16 protein-coding genes are annotated in these 22,849 nt (G+C 66.0%); 4 read left to right on the top strand and 12 right to left on the bottom strand.

The annotated features are described in order from the left end of the window. Positions 1 to 131 precede the first annotated feature (131 nt). The 6 genes from BM125_RS13890 to BM125_RS13865 form a co-directional block, all read right to left on the bottom strand. Positions 132 to 803: an ATP-binding cassette domain-containing protein gene (locus BM125_RS13890; RefSeq protein ID WP_092408999.1), complete on the bottom strand. Its 672-nt coding sequence runs from the start codon at positions 801 to 803 to the stop codon at positions 132 to 134. Further along, positions 796 to 1,488, bottom strand: coding sequence for a molybdate ABC transporter permease subunit (modB, locus tag BM125_RS13885; protein ID WP_092408997.1), 693 nt, complete (start codon positions 1,486 to 1,488; stop codon positions 796 to 798). Before modB ends, BM125_RS13890 begins: the two co-directional genes overlap by 8 nt. After that, positions 1,485 to 2,273: a molybdate ABC transporter substrate-binding protein gene (modA, locus tag BM125_RS13880; protein ID WP_092408995.1), complete on the bottom strand. Its 789-nt coding sequence runs from the start codon at positions 2,271 to 2,273 to the stop codon at positions 1,485 to 1,487. Before modA ends, modB begins: the two co-directional genes overlap by 4 nt. Positions 2,274 to 2,343: 70 nt before the next feature. Then, positions 2,344 to 3,246 carry a prohibitin family protein gene (locus tag BM125_RS13875; RefSeq protein WP_217647878.1) on the bottom strand — a complete coding sequence of 301 codons (903 nt, stop codon included), beginning with the start codon at positions 3,244 to 3,246 and terminating at the stop codon, positions 2,344 to 2,346. Between the two features lie 240 nt (positions 3,247 to 3,486). Further along, positions 3,487 to 4,377: a DUF1684 domain-containing protein gene (locus BM125_RS13870; RefSeq protein ID WP_092409069.1), complete on the bottom strand. Its 891-nt coding sequence runs from the start codon at positions 4,375 to 4,377 to the stop codon at positions 3,487 to 3,489. Positions 4,378 to 4,495: 118 nt separating this feature from the next. Continuing rightward, the gene (locus tag BM125_RS13865) at positions 4,496 to 5,596 is read right to left on the bottom strand and encodes a hypothetical protein (protein ID WP_092408994.1); all 1,101 of its coding nucleotides are present in this window, start codon (positions 5,594 to 5,596) and stop codon (positions 4,496 to 4,498) included. Positions 5,597 to 5,966: 370 nt separating this feature from the next. On the opposite strand from BM125_RS13865, the gene recQ reads away from it, so the two are divergent. Next, the gene (recQ, locus tag BM125_RS13860; protein ID WP_092409067.1) at positions 5,967 to 7,781 is read left to right on the top strand and encodes a DNA helicase RecQ; all 1,815 of its coding nucleotides are present in this window, start codon (positions 5,967 to 5,969) and stop codon (positions 7,779 to 7,781) included. Between the two features lie 9 nt (positions 7,782 to 7,790). Here recQ and BM125_RS13855 read toward each other — a convergent pair whose 3' ends face one another. Genes BM125_RS13855 through BM125_RS13845 form a run of 3 tightly spaced genes read right to left on the bottom strand, consistent with a single transcriptional unit; the run spans position 7,791 to position 10,580 of the window. Beyond that, positions 7,791 to 8,621: a UDP-2,3-diacylglucosamine diphosphatase gene (locus tag BM125_RS13855; RefSeq protein WP_217647877.1), complete on the bottom strand. Its 831-nt coding sequence runs from the start codon at positions 8,619 to 8,621 to the stop codon at positions 7,791 to 7,793. Further along, positions 8,618 to 9,349, bottom strand: coding sequence for a class I SAM-dependent methyltransferase (locus BM125_RS13850; RefSeq protein WP_092408985.1), 732 nt, complete (start codon positions 9,347 to 9,349; stop codon positions 8,618 to 8,620). Before BM125_RS13850 ends, BM125_RS13855 begins: the two co-directional genes overlap by 4 nt. Next, complete coding sequence (locus BM125_RS13845; RefSeq protein WP_092408983.1) at positions 9,336 to 10,580, bottom strand: BtaA family protein; 1,245 nt, start codon at positions 10,578 to 10,580, stop codon at positions 9,336 to 9,338. Before BM125_RS13845 ends, BM125_RS13850 begins: the two co-directional genes overlap by 14 nt. Before the next feature lie 139 nt (positions 10,581 to 10,719). On the opposite strand from BM125_RS13845, the gene olsF reads away from it, so the two are divergent. The 3 genes from olsF (at position 10,720) to BM125_RS13830 (ending at position 15,234) form a co-directional block, all read left to right on the top strand. Continuing rightward, positions 10,720 to 12,489, top strand: coding sequence for a bifunctional ornithine lipid synthase OlsF (gene olsF, locus BM125_RS13840; protein WP_092408981.1), 1,770 nt, complete (start codon positions 10,720 to 10,722; stop codon positions 12,487 to 12,489). Positions 12,490 to 12,561: 72 nt separating this feature from the next. Further along, positions 12,562 to 14,145, top strand: coding sequence for a peptide MFS transporter (locus BM125_RS13835; protein WP_092408979.1), 1,584 nt, complete (start codon positions 12,562 to 12,564; stop codon positions 14,143 to 14,145). A gap of 48 nt (positions 14,146 to 14,193) precedes the next feature. Beyond that, the gene (locus BM125_RS13830) at positions 14,194 to 15,234 is read left to right on the top strand and encodes a magnesium and cobalt transport protein CorA (protein ID WP_092409063.1); all 1,041 of its coding nucleotides are present in this window, start codon (positions 14,194 to 14,196) and stop codon (positions 15,232 to 15,234) included. A 185-nt stretch (positions 15,235 to 15,419) separates the two neighbouring features. Here BM125_RS13830 and BM125_RS13825 read toward each other — a convergent pair whose 3' ends face one another. From BM125_RS13825 to BM125_RS13815, 3 genes are all read right to left on the bottom strand, one after another. Beyond that, complete coding sequence (locus BM125_RS13825) at positions 15,420 to 17,759, bottom strand: right-handed parallel beta-helix repeat-containing protein (protein WP_092408977.1); 2,340 nt, start codon at positions 17,757 to 17,759, stop codon at positions 15,420 to 15,422. A gap of 95 nt (positions 17,760 to 17,854) precedes the next feature. Further along, positions 17,855 to 20,233 carry a hypothetical protein gene (locus BM125_RS13820; protein WP_092408975.1) on the bottom strand — a complete coding sequence of 793 codons (2,379 nt, stop codon included), beginning with the start codon at positions 20,231 to 20,233 and terminating at the stop codon, positions 17,855 to 17,857. A 214-nt stretch (positions 20,234 to 20,447) separates the two neighbouring features. Continuing rightward, a complete protein-coding gene (locus BM125_RS13815; protein ID WP_092408973.1) occupies positions 20,448 to 22,676 on the bottom strand; it encodes an autotransporter outer membrane beta-barrel domain-containing protein in 2,229 nt (742 codons plus the stop codon). Positions 22,677 to 22,849: the final 173 nt, after the last annotated feature.

The following is a 22,849-nucleotide window of genomic DNA, read 5'->3' as shown; positions in this document are numbered from 1 at the left end:
ACCTGCCTGCGCGCAGCTCCTTGTTGCGCCGCCTTGAAAGACGGCCAGTCTGTCTGCGCCGGCGCGCCGCGATCTGCACGCAGGCAGGCGTCGTGACGGTTGTGCCACTTGTTCATACCCTCCCTGGCAAATCAGAGCCCCTGGCTGCGTCCAAACGCCGCGACATCGAGCCTTCCGGCCATCTGGCCGGCCTTGAGCAGGATCACCTCGTCGGCCAGGGCGACCACTTCATCGGGCTGGTGTGAAACGATCAGGGTGGCGATCTGCAGCGCCTGCTTGAGCCGGCGCAGATGCTCGAGCACCTGCACGCGCGCTTCGCGGTGCAGGCCGGTCAGCGGTTCGTCGAGCAGCAGGATGCGCGGCGAGGACAGCAGCGCGCGGCCGATCGCCACCCGCTGGCGCTCGCCGCCGGACAGGCTCGGCGTGCGCCGGCCGAGCAGGGCGCCGAGTTCGAGCAGCTCGACCACGGCCTCGAAGCGGTCGACCGGACGACCGCGTGCGCGCGCGCCATAGAGCAGGTTGGCGCGTACGTTGAGGTGCGGGAACAGACGGGCCTCCTGGAACACGTAACCGACTTCGCGAATGGCCACCGGCGTGTCGATCTGGCCGGCGCGATCGAACAGGACCTGGCCATCGAGCACGATACGGCCCTGCTGCGGCGAGAGCAGGCCTGCGATCGCGTTGAGCAAGGTGGTCTTGCCGGCGCCCGAATCGCCGAACAGGGCGACGCAGCGTGAATCGGCGACGAATTCGACGTCGATGGCCAGATCATCGAAGGCGTGCCTGACGGCGACCTCAATCATGGCGGCCCCGTCCCCACATGGCCCCGCCGAGGAGGGCGGCGACGAGCGTCGCGGCAAACGCCACCGCCAGCGCGACCAGGGTCAGGCGCTGCACGCCACCTTCGCCGCCGGGCAGGCTCATCAGTTCGTAGATGGCGATCGGCAGCGTGCGCGTCTCGCCCGGGATACTCGAAACGAACGTGATCGTGGCGCCGAATTCGCCGAAGGCGCGGGCAAACGCGAGTACGCTGCCGGCCACGATGCCGCGTACGGAGAGCGGCACGACGATCGTGACGAAGCGTCGCCACGCCGAAGCGCCGAGCGTCTGCGCGGCCTGTTCGAGGCGCCGGTCGACGCCGTCGAAGGCGACCCGGATCGACAGCACGAGCAGCGGAAAGCCCATCACGCAGGCGGCCAGCACGGCACCGGTCCAGCGAAAGGCGAAAACGACGCCGATCTCGGCCAGCCATTCGCCGATCCAGCCGTGCCGGCCGAACAGGACGAGGAGGGCGTAGCCGGTTACCACCGGCGGCAAGGTCAGCGGCAGGAACAACAGGGCCTCGACCAGCAGCCGGCCCGGAAAGCGTGACCGCGACAGCAGCCAGGCCAGGCCGAGCGCGAACGGCAGCGAAACAAGGACGCTGAGCAGGCCGATGCGCAGGCTCAGGGCCAGGGCCTGCCACTCGTCCGGACTGATCGGGCTCATGGTCCGAGCGGATCGAATCCGAAGCGGGCGAAGATGCGAGCCGCATCGTCGTCCCGCAGCAAGGCCAGAAGGCGCCGTGCGGCCTCATTGTCGCCGGCGCGCAGCAGGGCCACCGGATAGACGATCGGTGGATGCGACGAGGCTGGAAACGTGTCGACCACGCGGACCGAGTCTTCGGACCGGGCGTCGGAGCGGTAGACGATGCCGAGCGGCGCCTCGTGACGGGCGACGAAATTGAGCGCGGCGCGCACATGCGCGGCCGGGACCAGACGTGATTCGACCCCGGACCAGGCGCCAAGCGAGACCAACGCGGCCTTGGCGTATTTTCCTGCCGGCACGCTGAGAGGTTCGGCGATCGCAAGCCGACCGTCCGTGCCGAGGGCGCCGGCGAGGTCGAAGCCCGGTCCGATCCTGATCTGCTGCGCTGAATCCGCCGGCGCGATCAGGACCAGGGCATTGCCGAGCAGGTTGCTGCGCGAACCGGCGACCAGGCGGCCGCTGCTCTCGACCGCGTCCATCCAGTCCTGGTCGGCCGAAATGAACAGCGCGGCCGGCGCGTCATGCTCGATCTGCCGCGCCAGTTGCGAGGACGCGGCGTAGCTGACCGAGAACTCGCCGATCGCGCGCGCCGGCGCCGACGCAAGAATCGTGTCGAGCGCAGGTTTCAGGCTGGCCGCCGCAAACACCAGGGTCGCGCTCGCCCCGGCCTGGACGCTGGCCAATGCCAGCGTCAGGGCGAGCAGGATGCGCAGCCCGCGCGCGCCGCGGTGGCGGTTTCGGTTCAACGAAGCATCGCTCGCGCCAGCGCAGCACGGCCCGTCGTTTCGAGGTCGTCAGGCACGCGCACGGGTCGGCCTACTCGTTGCCGGTATTGGCCTTGAGGTTGAGGAACGGCACCGCGCCACCGGGCACCATCGTTGCCGGCAGCACGCCGTTCCATTTCTCGGCCTGGGTCAGGGCGATCAGTTGGGCATTCTGCTTCAGTGCCTCGCCACGCGCCTTGATCGCATCGGCCTCGGCGACGCCGCGAACGCGGATCGCCTCGGCTTCGGCCTGCGCCTTGGCCAGGGCCGAGTCGGCCTGGGCCTTGGCTTGGGTCACCGTGATCTCGGCATTGATGCGCTCGGTTTCGAGATTCTGGCGCTTGGTCTGGATTTCGACCTCGGCCATCATGCGCTTCTCGATCGATTGCTCGTAGGCATCGGAGAAGGTCACGTCCTCGACCTGCACGCTGTCGATGGCAACCGGGCCGAGCACCGATTTCTTCAGGCCCTCGTTGACATCGATACCGAGCTTGGTGCGGTCCTGGATCGCGGAAATCGCGGTGTACCTGCCAAATACGTTCTTGACTTCGTCCGGTACCTTCCGGCTGATCAGGCGGTCGACCATCTTCTCGATCGTCCCGTACTGCGAATAAAGCTCCTCGACGCGGGCTTCCGGCACCCGGTAGCTGACCGAAATGCGCAGGGTCGCCGGTTGCTGGTCCTTGCTGTAGGACTCGAGCCGGTCGTAGAGGATGGTCTGGTTCTGCACCGAAACGTGTTCGACCGTATCGACGAAGGGCACCTTGAAGTTGAGGCCGGGCTCGGCAATGCCGACGATCGCGCCATAGCGCAGTTTCACGCCACGCTCGCCCTGGTCGACCGTGTACCAGCTGCCGAACACGATCGACAGCAGGAGCAGGGCGATGACGACGCCGACGATGCCGGCGGAAAGGAAGCGGTTGGACTTGCCCATGAAGGCGGCAGGACGGTTCATGCGGGTTCCCCTCGGTAACGTATCTGGCGGGCGGGTCGCGCCCGGCTCACTTGCGCGTGAAGTCCTGGTAGAACGCGATCAGGCCACGCACGATCAGGGCGACGATGACGAGGCCGCCAACGACTTCGATCAATACTCCCATGCCTGGATCTCCCTCACGAGCGGCGGGCGCCGCGGCTCATACGATGGCGGTGGCCGCGGCGATGTTCAAGCGCTTTCGGTGCGGGAGCGTCTCAGGCCTCAGTCGACCGGGCTGTGGTAACGCTTCTCGCCTGCGGTGATGCGCAGCGCCAGGCGGTTGCCCGGCGGAGCGGTCGGGCAGACCACGTGCGGCGACAGCGCGCAGGGGGGGTTGAAGGCCTTGTTGAAATCGATCACCACCTTGCCGTCCTCAGCCGGTTGCGAATAGATGAAGCGCGCCGCGCCATAGGTCTCCTTGCCGCTGGTCTGGTCGGCGAAGATGAAGAACAGGGTGCCATCGTCCTCGAGCACGGGCTCGAGTTCGAAACGTCGGCCGTCGCGCTCGAACACGGCCTTGCCCGGCACTGGCGCCTTCTCGAGGGTATTGATGATGGTGACCAGTTCGATTTCATGCGGCGGATCGTAGGGCTGCCAGTCCGCCTCGATGCGCCATGACGGATCGATCGGGAATCGCTCGATGCCGTTGAATGCCTTCAGAGCCGGGGAATCAGGATCGCGGAAGCGCCAGCCGATCACGTCGCCCATGCGCACGAGGTAAAACCAGGCATCGCCCGCGTAGACCCGGGTCGGCATGGCGCCGTCGACATTGTCCCTCAGGATGACCTTGCCCTTGACCGGCTTGCCGTCGATGGTTGCGCCGCTGCCGCGCTCGGCGCGGAACTTCGCCACGCCGGCCTTGTTGACGGTCAGCGTGCCGAGTCGCGCCGGCCCCTTGGGCAGCACGATCGTGTTGTTACTGGCCGAGCCAATCGTGCTGCGGCCGAGATTGACGATGCCGGATCCGGCATAGCTGAACCAGCCGTCCGGCTTTCGCAGAGAGGCCTCGCGCTTGGCCTGCCACGCCTCGATCGATTGCCGGTAGTCGTCCGAAGCCGATGCAGGAGTGCTGGCGCAGGCGAGGGCCATGAGCAGGAACGGCATGATGCGCATCAGGGGATTTCCTTCGAGCCGGAGGAATTCCCGAGTATAGGCGGCCGCCGGGACTGGCGAAACGCGCATTTCGATCCGCGCGGACAGATCCCGCGACACGGCGATCGAAGGATCTCGATTACGGCGCGTTCTCGAAGCCGTGGGCGAAAATCAGGTCCGTGACCGTGACGTTGCTCGGCACGCAGTCCCAGGTTTCGCCGATGCGCGCGCCGGTGTCGATGACCTCGAAGTGGCTGACCAGGACCGGCGTCGAGCCATTGGCGCCGTTGAAGAAGGTCTGTGCGGTGATGCCGAGCGTGTTCCACTTCGCCGTCGTGTAGCGGTCGGTCTCGAAGGTCAGCGCAATATTGCCGCCATCGGAGAGGACGATGCCATAGCGTTGCATGGTGCGCAGGATGACCTGGGCCGCGGCGCTGTAGCCGGCCATGTTGAAGTTCGATTTCAGGCGCATGCGCACGCCATAGGGGACGGTTCCGGTTGGCCCGGTGGGATTGCCGGCGTGCGAGGCGGGTCGCACATACAGACGACCGCCTACACCGCCGAGCGAAGTGTCCCTGGCCATCCTCGCGTTGGGCAGGACGAAGCGGATGGCGTGACCGAGATCGGAATTGGCAACGCCGACGTTGGCGGCGATCTCATCGGCGTTGACCAGCAACGGCGCAATCGGAAAGCCGGCCGCATCCGCGCTCGTGCAGTGCTCGCCTCGTCCTTCGGGTGGATAGACCGCATTGAGTTTCCAGATGGCCAGGCAGCGCGCATTGAGCACGCCGCCCGAATAGTTGCCCGAATAGAGCTCGTAGAGCAGATTCCCCTGTTTCACCAGCAGGTGGCAATCCTCGTTGTCGTTGTCGCAGCTGAGCCCGCCCTGGCCTTCGAACGCGGCATCGGCAGGCACCGGCATGGAAGCCGGCAGCGGTTCGCAATCCGGCGAGTAGTATTCGCCGGACCCGAGATGCGGAACGATCGTCCGCATCGGCGTTCCGGGCGCCGCCTCCGGATAGGTCTGCAGCGAAAAATCGATCTGGAACTTGTTGCCATTGCCCCAGCCGCCGAGGCCGACCAGGGTGTTGATCATCGAGGTCGAATTCGGGTGCAGGGGAGCCGAGGCGATATTCTGGTGCCAGACCGAGCCGGCCGGGAAGCGTGGCGGCGGATTGGCGCTGGCCGGAAGGCAAGCCAGGCAACAGGCGGCCAGCAGGAGTCGATGTGTTGTGTTCATGCGGGCGCCCCGCGGTCGTCCAAAGCTCGATTCTGGACCGATTCTGTGTCGACAGATGCGGACGAGTTGTCTGTTTCGATTATGCGCCGCAGTTGCGGTCTGCGCGAGCCGGAGCTGACAACCTCATGTCCGTTCCTCCGGGGCCCGTCGAAGGACGGGCGGACATTCAGGAGAAAGGTCGTTTGGCGCGCCGATAGCTCAGCGGCAAACCGAAGCGCCCCTCGGTAAGCGCAGAGCCTGCCCCGGACCTGATCGGCAGGCAAACGGTTGCGAGGGATATGAGGATCGCCCGCAGGCCGCTTGCGCAATCGACCCTCACAGCCGAATATCGGGTCCAGGACGCTTGCCGACAACTGATAGCATGGACCGCATGTCCGATTCCGCATTGCAGCTGCTCAACAGCATCTTTGGCTACGCCTCGTTCCGGGGAAATCAGCAGGCCATCATCGAGCGTGTCAGCGGCGGCGGTGACGCCCTGGTGCTGATGCCGACCGGCGGCGGCAAGTCGCTGTGCTACCAGATCCCGGCCCTGTTGCGTCCCGGCACGGCGATCATTGTTTCGCCGCTGATCGCGCTGATGCAGGACCAGGTCGAAGCCCTGCACCAGCTCGGCATCGAGGCGGCCTTCCTCAATTCCAGCCTCGACGCAATGGCCCAGCGCGAGGTCGAACAACGCCTGCGCGCGGGCGACCTCAAGCTGCTTTACGTCGCCCCCGAGCGCCTGCTGACCGGGCGCTTCCTCGACCTGCTCGAACAGACCGAGGTCAGCCTGTTCGCGATCGACGAAGCGCATTGCGTGTCGCAATGGGGGCACGACTTCCGTCCCGAATACCGGCAGCTGACGATCCTGCACGAGCGCTTTCCGCAGGTGCCGCGGATCGCCCTGACCGCGACCGCCGATGCACCGACCCGGCGCGAGATCATCGAACGGCTCGGTCTCGGGTCGGCCGAATCGTTCATCGCCAGCTTCGATCGCCCGAACATCCGCTACAGCGTGGTCGAGAAGGACAATCCGCGTCGCCAGCTCAAGGATTTCCTGCTCGGACGGCATGGCGAATCGGGCATCGTCTATTGCCTCTCGCGCAACAAGGTCGAGGCGACCGCGACGGCGCTGGTCGAGGACGGCTTCCAGGCCCTGCCATACCACGCCGGCATGGACGCGGCGCAGCGCGCGGCCAACCAGAAACGCTTCCTGCGCGAGGACGGCATCGTCATGGTCGCCACGATCGCCTTCGGCATGGGCATCGACAAGCCCGACGTGCGCTTCGTCGCCCATCTCGACCTGCCGAAGAGCCTCGAAGGCTACTACCAGGAGACCGGCCGCGCCGGGCGCGACGGCCTGCCCTCCGAGGCCTGGATGACGTACGGCCTCGCCGATGTCGTCACCCTTTCCCAGTTCATCGCCAGATCCGAAGCCGGCGAAGAACGCAAACGGGTCGAGCGCAGCAAGCTCAATGCCCTGATCGGCTACGCCGAGAGCACCGGTTGCCGGCGCCGCCAGCTGCTCAGCTACTTCGGCGAAACGCCGCCCGAGCGTTGTGGCAACTGCGACAACTGCCTCGATCCGCCATCGACCTGGGACGCCACCGTCGCGGCACAGAAGGCCCTGTCCTGCGTCTACCGCACCGGCCAGCGCTTCGGCGTCAAGCACCTGATCGACGTGCTGCGCGGCGTCGACGGCGAGAAGGTCGGCAAGTTCGACCACGACAGGCTCAGCACCTTCGGCATCGGCGCCGAATTCGACGATCGCCAGTGGAGCGCGATCTTCAGGCAACTGGTCGCGGCGGGCTTCCTGGTTCCCGATGATGAAGGTTATGGCACCCTGCGCCTGGCCGATGCCAGCCGGGCGGTCCTGCGCGGCGAAGTCGAGGTGCGCATGCGCCATGTCGCCGACCGGGTCGAACGCAAGGCGCGGCAGAAGTCCTCGCGCAGCGCACGTTCGCGCCAGGCCGTCGAGATCGCGCCGCACGAGTCGGCGCTGTGGGATTCCCTGCGCGAGACACGGGCGCGGCTGGCGAAGGAGCAGGGCGTGCCGGCCTATCGCATCTTCGCCGACGCCACGCTGCTGCAGATGCTGCGCGAACAGCCGCAGTCGCTCGGCGAGCTGGCAACGATCAGCGGCGTCGGCGAAATGAAACTGGCCCGCTACGGCGAGGACTTTCTCGGCGTACTCACCGCGTTCTGAGCGGATTCGTCAGGCATCGAGCGCTTCGGCCTCGCGCACCGCCGCCGCGGCGCGCCCGGCCAGCACCGCGACTTCGCCGAGGGCGATCGGCGTGCCCGTATCCTCGCGCCATTCGATCAGCTCGAGTCGTCCGTCGTGGTGTTCGACGATGGCCGTGCAGCTGTCGACCCAGTCGCCACAGTTGACGTAGTCGATGCCGTCGACCTCGCGCATCGCGGCGACATGGATGTGCCCGCAGATGACCCCGTCGAGGCCGCGCTCGCGCACGGCGCGGGCGACCGAGCTCTCGAAGTCGCCGACGAAGCTGACCGCGAGCTTGACCTTGCGCTTGGCGTAGCCGGCCAGCGACCAGTAGCCCGACACGCCAAGCCGGCGCCGCAGCCAGGACAGCCAGACGTTGATCCGCACCAGCCATTCGTAGGCGACGTCGCCGAGCACGGCGACCCAGCGGTGGTAGCGGGTGACCTGGTCGAATTCGTCGCCGTGGATGACCAGGTAGCGCTTGCCGTCGGCCATCGTATGCACGTACTCGCGGACCAGGGCGATGTCGCCGAGGCGGATGCCGACATGCTCGCGCAGGGCCTCGTCGTGGTTGCCGGGAATGAACAGCACGTTTTCGCCATGCCGGGCGCGGCGCAGGATCTTCTGCACCACCGTGTTCTGCGCCGGGGTCCAGCGCACATCGCGCTTCATCGCCCAGAAATCGACGATGTCGCCGACCAGCAGCAGATTCTCGGCCGGATAGGCGCGCAGGAAGTCGAGCAGGCGCTCGGCCTGGCAGGCGCGGGTGCCGAGGTGCACGTCGGAGATGAACACCGAGCGGACGCGTGGCAGGCTCATGGCTTGCGTCCGATGAAGGCGTACCAGGGCACGCGCAACAATGGCAGGTAGGGGACCGGTGCGCGAGCCTCGGTCAGCTCGCAGGTCGGCAGCACGCTGCACAGGGTCGGCAATTGCGCGCTGTCGAGGTGGACGCCATCGTGCCCGAACCAGGCCGGCCAGAACCGCCGGGTCAGCCAGGAATGTCGTCCAAGGCCAGCCAGCGGCTGTTCGGCGGCGACATAGAAGTCGACCACGCCGAGCACGCCGCCGGGCTTGAGCATGGCGATCGCATTGACGATCGCCGCGCGCCAGTTCGGAATCATGGTCAGGGCGTAGGAGAGGATGACCACATCGACTTTCTCGCCCGGCTGCCAGTTTGTCGCGTCGCCCTGTTCGGCGTGCAGCTGCGGAAATCGACGGCCGCGTTCGCGCGCGCGCTCGAGCATTGGCAGGCACAGGTCGACCACCTCGTAGCGGGCGATGCGCGCGACGCGTTCGCCGAAGAATTCGATGTTGCGACCGGTGCCGCCGCCGAGGTCGACGACATGCGCGCGCTGCGGCAGGTCCAGTTTCGCGACCAGCTGCTCGCGTCCCTGCAGCAGGCGTTCGCGGAAGCGGTCGTAGTGATCGATCTGCGGTGCATAGAAGGCGGCCAGCCGCTCGGCATGGCTGTTCGCCTTCGGCATGCCGCGGGCCATCGCGCGCAGCACCGAGAAATCGGCCCGGATGGCCTCAAGCCGGCGCATCGGCGATCACGAATCCGGCGTAGGTGTGCACGCGATCGCCGCTCTGCAGGGCATCGGCCATGGCGTCGTGGAAGCGCAGGACTTCGCGCAGCGGTCGGTTGTCGCAGCCGACCTCGATGGCATCGAGCCAGCCCGGACGCATCTGCGCGCTGCGCAGCAGGATGCGCGCGCCTGGGGTCGCGCGCTCGAGGATGGCCTCCCACTCCTCGCGCAGGGCGCCCGGGTAATACGAACTCATCCAGTCCATGTGGTCGAGCAGGACGAAGCGGCTGATGCCTTCGTCGCTGTCCTTGAGGAAACCGGTTACGGTCGTCGTGTGCAGGCGGATGCGATCGGCCAGGCCGCCCTTGAGACGCTCGAAGTTTTCCGCCTTCAGGTACTCGGGGCAGCAGTCGCGGTCATAGCGACCGGTCAGGTAGAGCCGCCAGAAGTAGTTGTCGCTGAGCGGCAACTGGCGGAACACGTACTGGACCGACTCGCGGATGAAGCCGGCCACGCCACCGGCATGCTGGGCCTCGACCAGGCGGCGCTGCGGATGCGGCACGCCGAGCAGGGTCATGACGAACTGGCGCGAGATGGTCCAGTTGACCACGCGGTTCCACAGTCTCGGCGAGACGCGCTCGTCGTAGATGCGTCGCTGTTCCTCGACGCTGCGCGCATCGAGCAGCTCGATGGTCGCGGCGTGCAACTTTGGCTGCGAACGGAACCAGCCGCGCACGCAGCGCGCGACGACGCCGGACAGGCCGTGGAAGTAGAAGCTGCCGCGCCGGCTCGTGAACCAGTGCCGATGGCGGTCCCACCAGTCACGCGCGAACGGGGACAGCTCGGCGCGCAGGTGCTGCAGGTACAGGCATTCGAAGCGCGCGTGGTAGCCCTCGCCGAAGATGCGGAAGAAGTCATCGAAGGCGAGCGTGCGGATCGCCGCGAGTTTCAGCTCGAGCAACGCATTCTGGCGGGGATTCGCATCGACGCAGTGAATCCGCTTCGGTCCGTGCAGCGCGTAGTCGAGGGCATTGCAGCCGGCGCTGGTGATGACCAGCACGACATCGTCGGCGCCGAGTTCAAGCGCCTGCCGATCGACTGCCGGATCTTCCCAGCAGGTGTTGTAGACCAGGTTGCGCGACCAGATCGCATTGAACAGGCGGCGATCGAGATGATCGCGAAGGCTGTGGCGGGTCGCCCGCGGTTCGATGGTCGCTATCGGTGGAGCAGGGGAGAGGCGTGCGGCCATGCGTCGTGTCCGAAATCTTCGTTCGGGACGTCATCCTGCGGTGGCACTGTGACAACGATGTGATGGCGCTCGTCATCGCCCTGAAACCTGGCCTCGACAGCATGGCACGCACCGAACCGACCGACGGGAAATACCTAGCATGCTCAATCTCGAATCGAGAATCGAAGCGCGCTTTCCGCACTGGTTCGCCGGCCGTCGTGGCGACATCGCGCGGCCGCTGGTGCGTTCGCTGGCCCGGCTCTCACGCATCGATGCGATCGAAGGTTTCCTGCGCGACAACGCCCACCTGCGCGGACTGGCCCTGGTCGAGGCCGCACTGGAATGGCTCAACTGCCGCTTCCTGGTCGACCAGGTCGAGCGCGAGCGAATTCCCGAAACGGGACGGGTCGTGATCGTCGCCAACCATCCGCTCGGCGGGCTCGATGCCCTGGTCCTGCTTGCCCTGGTCGGCAGCGTGCGCCGCGACGTGCGCATCGTCGCCAACGATTTCCTGTCCGCTTTCGAAGGTCTCTCGGACCTGTTCATCCCGCTGCGCATGCTCGGCGCCAAGCCCGGTGCCGAAAGCCTGCGCCAGATCGACGCCGCGCTCGAGCGCGAAGAGGCGGTCATCGTATTTCCTGCCGGCGAGGTTTCGCGCATGACGCCGCTCGGCATCCGCGATGCACCGTGGCGGCACGGTTTCCTGCGCTTCGCCGACCAGGCCGGGGCGCCGGTCGTGCCGGTGCGCATCGAAGGCCGCAACTCGGCGCTGTTCTACGGCGTCTCGGCCCTGTTCCGACCGCTAGGCACGACCCTGCTGGCGCGCGAGATGTTCTCTGGCGAGAAGCGCCTGGTGATCCGCGTCGGCAGCCCGCGCGACGTCGGCGAGGTCATGGGAGGCACGGCGGATCGGCGCCGGATCAGTCGCGACGTGCGCAGCGCGGTCTATGCGATCGGACGGCGCAACGACCGCTGGACCTCGTCGATGGCGCCGCTCGTCCATCGCCCGCCGATCGCCGCGATCCGCGCCGATCTCGATCGCCTCGAACTGCTCGGCGAAACCGCCGACGGCAAGCGCATCCACGGCGGCCGCCTGGCCAGCGATTCGCCGCTTCTGCGCGAGATCGCACGCCTGCGCGAGCTGAGCTTCCGTCGCGTCGGCGAGGGGACCGGAAAGCGCATGGATACCGACGTCTATGACAGCTGGTACGACCATATCGTGCTCTGGGATGCCGACGAGAACGAGATTGCCGGTGCCTATCGTGCGGTGCCCTGCGCGCGCGTCCTCGACAGCATGGGTCAGAAGGGCCTGTACACGGCCAGCCTGTTCGAACTCGACGGACGCCTGCTGCCAACGATCGAGCGCGGCATGGAACTCGGCCGCAGCTTCGTGCCGCCGAAGTACTGGGGTTCGCGCAGCCTCGACTATCTCTGGTATGGCATCGGCGCCTGGCTCGGCCAATACCCCGGGATCCGCTACCTGTTCGGCCCGGTCTCGATCAGTGCCAACCTGCCACTCGAAGCGCGCGAATGGCTGGTCGCCTACTACACCCGCTATTACGGGCATGCCGAACGGCTCGCCCGATCACCGCACCCGTTCCATCCGGGTGCCACCGCACCCGATTTCGGCAGTCTCGATGCCGACGCGGCCATGCCGTTGCTGCGCAACCGGCTCGACGCCCTCGGTGCGCGCATTCCGACCCTGTACAAGCAGTACACCGACCTGTGCGAGCCCGGCGGCACACACTTCCTGAGCTTCGGTGTGGATCCGGCCTTCGCGAATTCGATCGACGGCCTGATCCTGGTCGACCTGGCCATGCTCAAGGCAAAGAAGCGCGCGCGTTACCTCGGCAGGTTCCTCGGCACGGACGCGCCGGGCGCCGACCGCGCGGCGAAAGGCGCGGCCCTGCCGGAACGGCGCGCCGGCTGAAGTCCGGCCCCGCGGCGGCGCCCTCGCTATACTCGGTGAATCCTCACCGATGGAAAGCGCATGTCGCCTGAAATGCCTGCCGACCCCGCCGCGCTGCGGCCCGAACAGTTCCTTGGCCACCCCAAGGGTCTCTACATCTGCTTCTTCACCGAGATGTGGGAGCGCTTCTCGTTCTACGGCATGAAGGCGTTGCTGCTGCTGTACCTGGTCAAGTACCACCTGTTCAGCGACGACTACGGCTACAACCTGATCGGCGCCTACGGCGGCCTCGTCTATGCGATGCCGGTGATCGGAGGCCTGATCGCCGACCGTTGGCTCGGCATGCGCAAGGCGGTCGTGTTCGGCGGCATCCTGCTCGTGCTCGGCCATCTCGGCATGGCCATCGAGGGCAACCAGGCGACGCTCGTCGACGGCGTCGTCGTGCGCGATACCGCGGCGCTGCAGGTGTTCTATTTCTCGCTGTCGCTGATCATCATGGGCGTCGGCTTCCTCAAGCCGAACATCTCGACCATCGTCGGCAAGCTCTATCCCGAGAACGACCCGCGCCGCGACTCGGGTTTCAGCATCTTCTATGCCGGCATCAACATCGGCGCGACCGTCTCCTCGCTGTTCTGCGGCTGGCTCGGCGAGACCTACGGCTGGGGTTGGGGCTTCGGTGCCGCCGGCATCGGCATGATCGCCGGCCTGGCCAACTTCCTGTACGGCCAGAAGCATCTGATGGGACATGCCGAGCCGCGCGATCCGGAAAAGTTGCGCCAGCGCCTGTTCGGCCCGCTCTCGCGCGAGCACCTGATCTACCTTGGCGCGCTGGCCGGCTTGTTCGTGGTCTGGCTGCTGATCCAGGCGCATTCGCTGATCCTCCATGTCGTGCCGGGCTTTTTCGAACCGACCCCGGTCGTGCTGGCCATGCACCTCGTTTCGGTCTGCCTGTTCGGCGGCATCCTCTGGTTCATGTTCAAGCACTGCAGCAAGGTCGAGCGCGACCAGATGTTCGCCGTGCTCTGCTTCATCGCGTTCTGCCTGGTCTTCTTCACCCTGTACGAGCAGACCTACGGATCCTGGGTGCTGTTTTCGGACCGCGCGATGAACCATCAGGCCTTCGGCCTCGAATGGACGGCCAGCCAGCTGACCTTCCTCGGCGCCTTCTTCATCCTCGTGCTCGCGCCGATCTTCGCCTGGCTGTGGCCGCGCCTCGAGGAGCGCGGCTGGAACCCGAGCAAGCCGGCCAAGTCGGCCTATGGATTGATCTTCGCCGGTCTTTCGTTCCTGGTCCTGGTCTGGAGCGCGCGCAATCCGCAGGCCAATGGGCTGACCAACATCTGGTGGTTCGTGCTGGCCTATTTCGTGCTCGAGATCGGCGAGATGCTGCTGTCGCCGATCGGTCTTTCGGCGGTGACCCAGTTGTCGGTGCCGCGCGTGGTCGGGCTGATGATGGGCGGCTGGTTCCTCGGTACTTCGTACTCGGAAATCCTCGCCGCCGAACTCGGCAAGCTGTCCTCGATCGAGATCCCCGAAGGCGCGGTGCTGGACGTCGCCGAGGCGCTTTCGAAATACGACGACCTGTTCGTGTTCTCGGCCTGGATCGGCATCGGCAGCGGCGTTTTCGTGCTGCTCATGACACCGCTGATCAGGCGCTGGATGCACGGCGTGCGCTGAGGCCCGGATCGAGGCGGTGTATTGCCGCCATGGCGGGTGGCGAGCATCATGCACGGCATGGACAAATCCGCCAGCGCCATACTTGCCCCGGCTTGCACGTCGCCCGTCGACGCCGCGGCCATGGTCGCCAACTGCGTGGCCTATCACGCTGACGGCAAACGCATCGGCGACATCACGCTGGATGAAATCAGCGACGTGCTCGAGCGGCCGGATACCTTCGTCTGGGTCGGTCTGATCGAGCCTGACGAGGCCCTGCTCGAAAAGCTGCAGGAAGAGTTCGGCCTGCACGACCTCGCCATCGAGGATGCCCACAACGCCCACCAGCGACCCAAGATCGAGGCCTATGGCGATTCGCTGTTCATCGTCGCGCAGACCGCCCAGGTCGTCGGCGGCAGCATCCAGTTCGGCGAAACGCACATTTTCGTCGGCAAGCGTTACCTGGTCACCGTCCGCCACGGCGCCTCGCTGTCGTACGCACCGGCCCGGCGCAGCTGCGAGCAATCGCCGGACATGCTCACCTATGGGCCGAGCTATGCGCTGTATTCGGTGCTCGATTTCATCGTCGACAACTTCATGCCGATCGTGCGCAGCTTCCGGGAGGACCTGCAGGAGCTCGAGGAGGACATCTTCGAGGACACCTTCAAGCGCGAGACGATCCGCCGCCTGTACACCTTGAAGAAGGAACTGGTCACCCTGCGCCTGGCGATCGGCCCGCTGCAGGACATCCTCAACCAGCTCACGCGCATGTACCCGGGCCTGCTGCGCGACGCGGTGCGACCGTATTTCCGCGACGTCTACGACCACGCCGCGCGCATCAACGAGTCGACCGACACGATGCGCGAGATGCTGACCGCCGCGCTCAGCGTCAATCTTTCGCTGGTGACCGTGGCCCAGGGCGAAGTGGTCAAGCGCCTCGCCGGCTGGGCCGCGCTGCTGGCCGCGCCGACCCTGCTGACGAGCTGGTATGGCATGAACTTCCATCACATGCCCGAGCTCGACAAGCCCTGGGGCTACGCGGCCATGATCGCCTTCACGCTCGCCATCTGCGGCGGCCTGTTCTGGCTGCTGCGCCGGGCCAAGTGGCTTTGAGACCGGGAATCGGGATTCGGGATTCGAACGCCGAGACTGGAGGTGACCGGCCATCCGGTAATTGAGGGCCGGGATGGCCCGTCGTCCGGCCGCTGAAAGCCGATGCAGGGTGCCAGACTTCGCCCGAAAGATCCGCCGCCTGACCGATGGGGTGCCGCCCACTTCCCTGTGGACGGCGTGACGCGTCACAAGGCGGGATCGAAGCCGTTTCGGAAGATCGTATCGTCGACGACAGGCTCCAGGGTCACGCCATCGACCCAGCCGATCGTGGTCGGCGGCGATGTCACGCCGAATTCGACGACGACCATGGTCACCGTGATCGAGCTGTCGACGGTCCAGGTCGATTGCGGCACGTCGATCAGCCCCGGATTCGCGGGACGGGTCCAGTTCGACGAATTGGACAGGAAATGATCGCCACCGGCATCGACGATGCCCGACGTGCACGACTCCCCGCCGTTGCTGCGGAATTCCCAGTTCAGGTACACGTAGTCGCGATTGCCGATACCGCCGGCGCCGGCCCGGCCCCAGCCGTTCAGGGCGTAGAGTCCTGGACCGGGCACGTGAATGCACTGCGAGTAGCCGTAGACCCGTTGCAGGTTTGGTGTTCCGGCTTGCGTGACCTTGGCCGCGCCCGAACTGGTCGCGCCGACGACATTCTGGGTCGGATCCCAGCTGGCGACGCCGGGCGTGATCGCCGTCCATGCGTCGGCATTCGAGTCGAATTCGGTATTGAAGAGCAGGGGCAGCAGCGTCTGTCGCTCCCAGGCACCGAGATCGGTGGTGCCGAGGAAATTCGGTTTCGGATCGAGGTCGCGGTTGCGGGGGCGGCCGTCCAGGTCGGTACCTGCTGGCCCGGTCGCGAAGTCGACCGCGGGCGAGGCCGCGCGCAGGCGATAGTCGCCATTGCCGACGAAACGCGGGTCGGCGACGATCGCATCGGTCGCGCCCGGAAGGGTCGTGAGGGCGGAGGCGACGATGCCGTTGACCGAGAGCGCTCCTGGCATCGTACCGCCGCGCAAGGGCGTGCCCGGCTGCCAGAGGATCGAGCGCGACAGCGTCAGCGCCGTTTCCGACGCGCCGCCGAAGCGGATCAGTGCGGCGCCTCCAACCGTATTGCCGGCCACCGTGCACTGCTCGAGCAGGCTGCTGACCCGATCACCTTCGAAACGCAGGGCTTCGAGCGAATACATATTGTCGAAGATCGCGCATCCGCGCAGCAGGACGGCGGCGCGCCGCCCGGTGCCGTCATCGGCATCGCCGAAGGCGCGAAAGGCGTGGCCGCCGACGTTGTCGCGCAGGGTCAGGTTGCGGGCGTCGAGGTAGCCGGCGTTCTGCAGCAGGATCGTGGCGCCATTGGCCGGCGTCGCATCGCCGCTCGCATAGTTGTTGTCGATCAGGTTGCAGTCGGGTTGGCCGACGCAGCTGCGGGCCGATGGCGGCCGCGCGGCGATGCCGGCGCAGCTCGTCGGTGCGTTCAGGAAGACCTCGGTCGATCGCAGGTCGTTGGCGAGGCTGTAATCGCTGTCGGCATAGATTGCCGAACCCTGCACGGCGTCGTTGTCGTCGATGCGGAAATCGGACGCGCACAAGGTTGATGTCGCGTTGTTCAGGTCGACATTGAAGTACGGCCGCAGGTAGACGCCACCGCCGGTCTTGCTCGCACTGTTGGCACTGATCCTGACCGGACGGGTCGGATCGGTCGAATACAGCCGCACGAGTGCGGGAAGCGCCGAAAGCGTACCCGCGCGGACGGCGATCCCGCCACCGTATTCGGCATCGTTGAAATAGATCACCGGTAGCCCGAGTCCGCCCGGTGAGCCGATGTCGACATTGCGCGAATAGGAAACGTAGAGGCCACCGCCGTAGCCGTTCGGTGCATGGTTGAAGGCGATCAGGATGCCGTCGGCCTCGGCCTTCAGGGTCGCAAAGTCGACGCTGATGCCACCGCCGGAACCGGTCGCGGTGTTGTTGACGATGGTGACGTTCGGCCCCAGCGTGACCGAGGCCGCGTTGCGGATCGCGATGCCGCCGCCGTCCTGGGCCGTGTTGCCGCTGATCTCGACGTCGGTCAGGGTCACGACACTCGGCCCCGACACGTCGATGCCGCCGCCGTCACCATCCGTGGTTTCGTCGCCGCCGGTGATCTTCAGGCGTGCCAGGGTGACCGGGCTGGAATTGCCGGTGATCGTGATGACGCTGTTGGCGGCGCCGCCGGCGCCATTGATTTCGGTCACGCCGGTTGCAACCGGCGTCGTGCAGGTGTCGAACCCTCCGACGATCGAAACGCCTTGCGAACTGATGCCCAGTGCCTGCTGCGCGAAGCTGCCGTTGGTCAGGTGGATCGTGTCGGTGCCGGCGCTGCTCGCGGCAGTGTCAATGGCAGCCTGGATCGTGGCATGCGTGCAACCGGCGCCGGAGCCGACGGAATAGGTCACGGCCAGGGCGGGTGCGGGTACGAAGGCGTAAACGGTCGACAGCAGCGCGGCGGCGATCGCGGATAGGCGGCTGGGAATGGGGCTCGACATCGCGATTCTCCTGGCTGGATGACCCGTCTGTTGCGGGGTAACGCCGGATGGCGGGTCGTTGTGTCAGCCACCTCGTTCTCACGCGCTGCACACGGTCACGGATCGAAGCCCGTGCGGAACAGCATGTCGTCTTCGGACACGGTCAGCGTGATGCCGTCGGCCCAACCGATCGTGTTCGACGGCGAGGTCGTTCCAAATTCGTTGACGACATGGGTGACGACGATCGAGCTCGTGTACGTCCAGTCGGCGGCCGGAATGGCGATCAGGCTGGGATTGGCCGGGTGCTGCCAGTTCGACGAGTTCGAGAGGAAGTGGTCACCGGTGGCGTCGGCGGGCCCCTGGTTGCATGCTTCGCCGCCGAAGCGGCGCAGTTCCCAATGCAGGTAGACGTAGTCGCGGTTGCCGACCCCGCCGCTGCCGGCACGGCCCCAGCCGTTCAAGGCGTAGATGCCGGGACCCGGCAGATGGATGCACTGGCTCATTCCGTACACCCGCTGCAGGTTCGGTGTGCCGGCCTGCTCGAGCTTGAGCGACCCGGAACCGGTGGTGCCGGCAGCGTTCTGGCTGCCGTCCCAGTTGCCGAGACCCGGCACGCTCTGCGTCCACAGATTGGCATCGGCGTCGAGATCGCCGTTGAGGACGAGTGGATCGAGCAACTGCCGCTCGAGTGCGCCGATGTCGCGCGAGCCGCGTGAATTTTCGACGATCGGCAGATCGACCTCGCGCGGTCGCGCCAAGGCGTCTGCATCGTTGGCGTCTCGGTCCACGGCCGCATCGACCGCCGGTGACGCCGCGCGCAGGCCGAGGTCACCTCGCGCCGGATCGATGAAGCGCGGTTCGGCGACGACCGCTTCCGGACCGGCGTGCAGGCTGGCCACTTCGCTCGCGACCACGGTTTCAACATCGAGCGGACCGCCGTTGTCCTGCAGGGTGGTCTTGCCGGGTTGCCAGACGATCGAATTCCTCAGCGTCGTCGGCATGGACTTCGCGATGACGTGGCCGGCGCCGATCGCGTTGTTCGCGATCGTCGTGCCGTCGATCGCGGTGCGCGCGAAGGACTCGCCGGCGAAGCGCAGCAGCTCCGCGCTCGCGACATTGTCGACGACGAGCAGGTTGGAAAGATCGACGATGGCGTCCGCATTGGCATAGATGAGGCGCCCGCCTCGATTCCCGCGCAGGACGATGCCGCGCGTGCTCGGCCCGTAGGCGTCGTTCCAGTAGCCGTTGAGATGCAGGTGGGCTCCCGAGCGGAGGCGAATCGTGGCGCCACCCGTCAGTTGGGTACCGTCGCTCGCGTCATTGCCGACGATCGCGCCGCAGGGGGCATCGGGGCTGCACGGAACCGCGGTGCCCGGTGGCGTGTCGACGTTGAACCAGAACCCGCCGGCAGTCGGACTGGCGAGGAATGCATCCTGCTGGTCGAGATAGACCGCAGCGCCGTCCGGTGCCGCGTTGTCGACGATCGACGCGTTCCAGAGGTAGGCAGTGGCGCCGGAAACGCCGTTGGCAAAGGTGTCCCGATCGGGGCGTGCGTAGATGCCGCCGCCGGCCGACGAGGCGAAGTTGCCGCGAATGGATGTCGGGAATTGGGATTCGGCCGAGGCCATGAACAGTGCGGCGTCCTCGTCGGAACCATCCGCCACGACGATCGCAACGCCACCGCCGTAGACCGCCTCGTTCGAATAGATCGCGCCGATGCCGCCGGGACCGCCGCTGCCGATGCTGGCCCAGGCCGGGCGGCTTCCACACAGGATCATGAGCCCGCCGCCGAAGCCGCCCTGACCGTCGCTGCCGAGCGCCCGATTGAACGCGAGCGTGCTTTCAGCGTCGGTCATGACCATGGCGATGTTCTCGATGTAGACGCCGCCGCCGCTGTAGCGGGCGATGTTCGACGTAACGAGGACATTGGCGCCGAGGACCAGGCTCGCATCGGGCCCGGTTCCTTCGGCGTAGAGGCCGCCGCCGTAGCCGGCCAGGTTCGCGGTGAGTGTACTGTCGGCGATGTCGAGTGCCCCGCTGCCGCGAAACAGGATTCCGCCGCCTTCGCCCTCGCCGTCCTCGTCGCCGCCGCGAATGGTCAGGTGGCGCAGGGTCAAGCGTGCGTTTCCATTCGCGGTCAGGCGCAGGACGGGCTCGCTTGCACCGCCAGCGCCATCGAGGGTCGTGGCGATTCCATCGCCGCTCGCCTGCGTGCAACTGGCGAAGCCGCCGGTGATCTCCAGGTTCTGGGCCGTGCTGACGACGAGCGCCTGCTGGGAGTAGCCAAGGCTTCGCGTCAGCCGGATCGTGTCGTCGCCGGGATGGCCCTCGGCGGCCACGATCGCGGCCGAGACGCTGGCGTGCGTGCAGCCTGTTCCGGCGCCGACCGAATAGGTATCGGCTCGGCCAATGTCGGCATGGCACGCGATGAGTGCCCCAGCGAGGATCCGTGCATCCCGTTGGATACGTGAGGCGAGTCGCTGCGAACGAAGCATGGCGTTCCCCGGCAGGCGGTCGACGACCGCGATCTTCCGAACAACGCCGATTTGGGCCCGTACGTGTCAGCCCGGGCCGATTTAATTCGCCGCGGCGGATGCCGGGAGGCCGAGCGCGGTACGCTCCTCGGGCGCGAGGAATTCAGGATTCGGCGCCAGGTTTCGCGCCTCGGCGAGCGTCGTTTCGGCCTGCTTCGCTTCGCTTGGGGCGCGCTCACAGCGCCTCGAATCCATCCTTGAAGATGGTGTCATCCACTTCCAGCTCGAGGGTGATTCCATCGAACCAGCCGATCGTCGTCGGCGGATTGGTGATGCCGAACTCGGTGACCACCTGGGTAATGGACAGGGAACTGTTCGAGGTCCAGTCGGCGTCCGATATCGCGATCAACTTGGGATTGACCGGATGCTGCCAGTTCGACGAGTTGGAGAGGAAGTGGTCACCCGACGCATCGGCCGGGCCCGAGCTGCACCCTTCGCCGCCGTCGTGGCGCAATTCCCAGTTCAGGTAGAGGTAGTCCCGGTTGCCGACACCGCCGCTGCCGGCACGGCCCCAGCCGTTCAAGGCGTAGATGCCGGGACCCGGCAAGTGGATGCACTGGTTCAGGCCATAGACGCGCTGCTGGTTGGGCGTGCCGGCCTGGGTCACCTTGATCGAACCGGAACCGGATGGACCGCTGGCGTTTTGCGTGCTGTCCCAACTCGACACGCCAGCAGTCGTTGCCGGCCAGAGATTGCTGTCGGCATCGAAATCACCATTGAGCACGAGCGGCAACAGGCTGGTGCGTTCGTAGGCACCGATGTCGCGGACTAGACCCACTTCACGAGGCACGACGCCGAGCCGATGGTTGCGCGGCACGCCGATCACATCCCATGGATTCTGGTTCACGGGATCAACGTAGTCGATGGCAGGTGATGCCGCACGCAGTTGGAAATCGCCGTGATCGGGATCAACAAAGCGTGGAAAAGCAACCCGTGCACCGGGTAGTCCCCCAAGGCTATCGCTTTCGCTGGCAATGATGTTTTCCACGAGCAACGGTTCGGAATTGTGCGCAAGGGTGGTCAGGCCAGGTTGCCAGATGATGGAGCGCGAGATGTCCAGGTATCCGTTGATCGAGAGCACGTTTCCACTGCCAATTGAGTTGCCCGCCAAGGTGCTGTCGCTCAAGTCTGTCGACCCGCCGTCATCCTGGATCCTGACGAGGTCTGAAGTTGTCGAGTTTCCGACAACGAGCAAGCTGTTCATGAACGTATAGGCATCATCGAATCCATGGATGACATGGCCGCCGTTGTTGTTGCGAATGATGAGCTGCCCGAGTGTCAGGAATGCGTCGTTTTGCACCGTGATGGCCGCACCCGATGTTGCCTGGCCATTCGCATCTTCGGCCCGGTTGCCCTCGATCGTGTTGCACTGGTCATTCGGACCACAGCGGACACGCAATGGGTGCGAGTCGCACAGGTTGTCGTTGTTGAGGTGCGCCCTGGCCCCGAAGTAGTCGGTCAGGAAGTTGTCCGTATCCAGGTAGATGACGCTGCCCTCCTGCGCAATATTGCCGTCGAAGCGTGTGTCGAAGGCACAAAAGCGGGCCTCGTTCCCGGTTGCAAAGTCGGCGCGGGCATCGGCGTAGACCGCGCCGCCCGTGTTGGTGGCACGATTGCCGTAGAGGCGGGTCGGCTGCGCGCGATCGGTGCTGAACACATTGACCTGGACGTAGCCATCGCTGTCCCCCACATTGAGTGCGATGCCGCCGCCGTAGCGTGCGGTGTTGGCGACAATGGTGCCGTTGCCGATGCCCGGCGACCCAATGTCGGCAATGGCCGGGGCGAGCACCTGGATGCCCCCTCCGTAGCCATATTGCGGCTGGTTGGTATTGGGGTTCAGCCCGCGTGCCTCATTGCCCAGAATGGTGGAACCGGCGCCGAACATGGTCATGTAGACATTGCCTTCGAGGCGGATGCCACCGCCGGAATACTGGGCCGTGTTGAGCTGGATGACGGTGCCGGACTCGATTCGAAGGTCGGCCAGCCCACCATCGGAAATGAAGCTGATGCCGCCACCATATCCGGCAAAGTTCTGTGAGATGCCCATATCGCGCAGGGTGATGAGTCCTGTGCCCTTGAAATCCAGGCCACCCCCATATCCGTCGTTCACCTCATCGCCGCGGATCAGGTTGACGCGTTCGAGAATCACATCGTTGCCGCTGCCACGGATCGTGATCACGCTGTCCTGGCCGCCTCCCTGACCACTCAAGGTGGTGAAGCCGATGCTTTCGCTTGCGGAGCAACTGCTGTAACCGCCGCGGATCGTGACGTCCCGGCTGGTGATGTGCACGGCCTGAGCGCTCAGCGACGGGATCGCGATACGCACCTCGTGCTGGCCGCTGGCCGGCAGTGCGGCAATGGCCGCATCGAGCGTTTGATGCGTGCATCCTGCATCGGAACCCACGGTGAATGTTGCTGCGCGAGCGGCAGGGTGGCACGCCAACGAGGCAAGCATGATCGCTGCCAAAGAGGATCGGATGCTGGATCGTGACATGACGCGTCTCTCTCGAAATCCCGGCGTGTTCCGGTGCATTCGAGGAACGCTGTGCAACGAGGCATTGTGTCATTTCGGCGAAT

Origin of the sequence: Dokdonella immobilis (assembly GCF_900115085.1) — a bacterium.
Taxonomy (GTDB): Bacteria; Pseudomonadota; Gammaproteobacteria; order Xanthomonadales; family Rhodanobacteraceae; genus Dokdonella; species Dokdonella immobilis.
The sequence above is the reverse complement of the archived record's forward strand: the minus strand, read 5'-3'. Positions and strand labels throughout refer to the sequence as shown.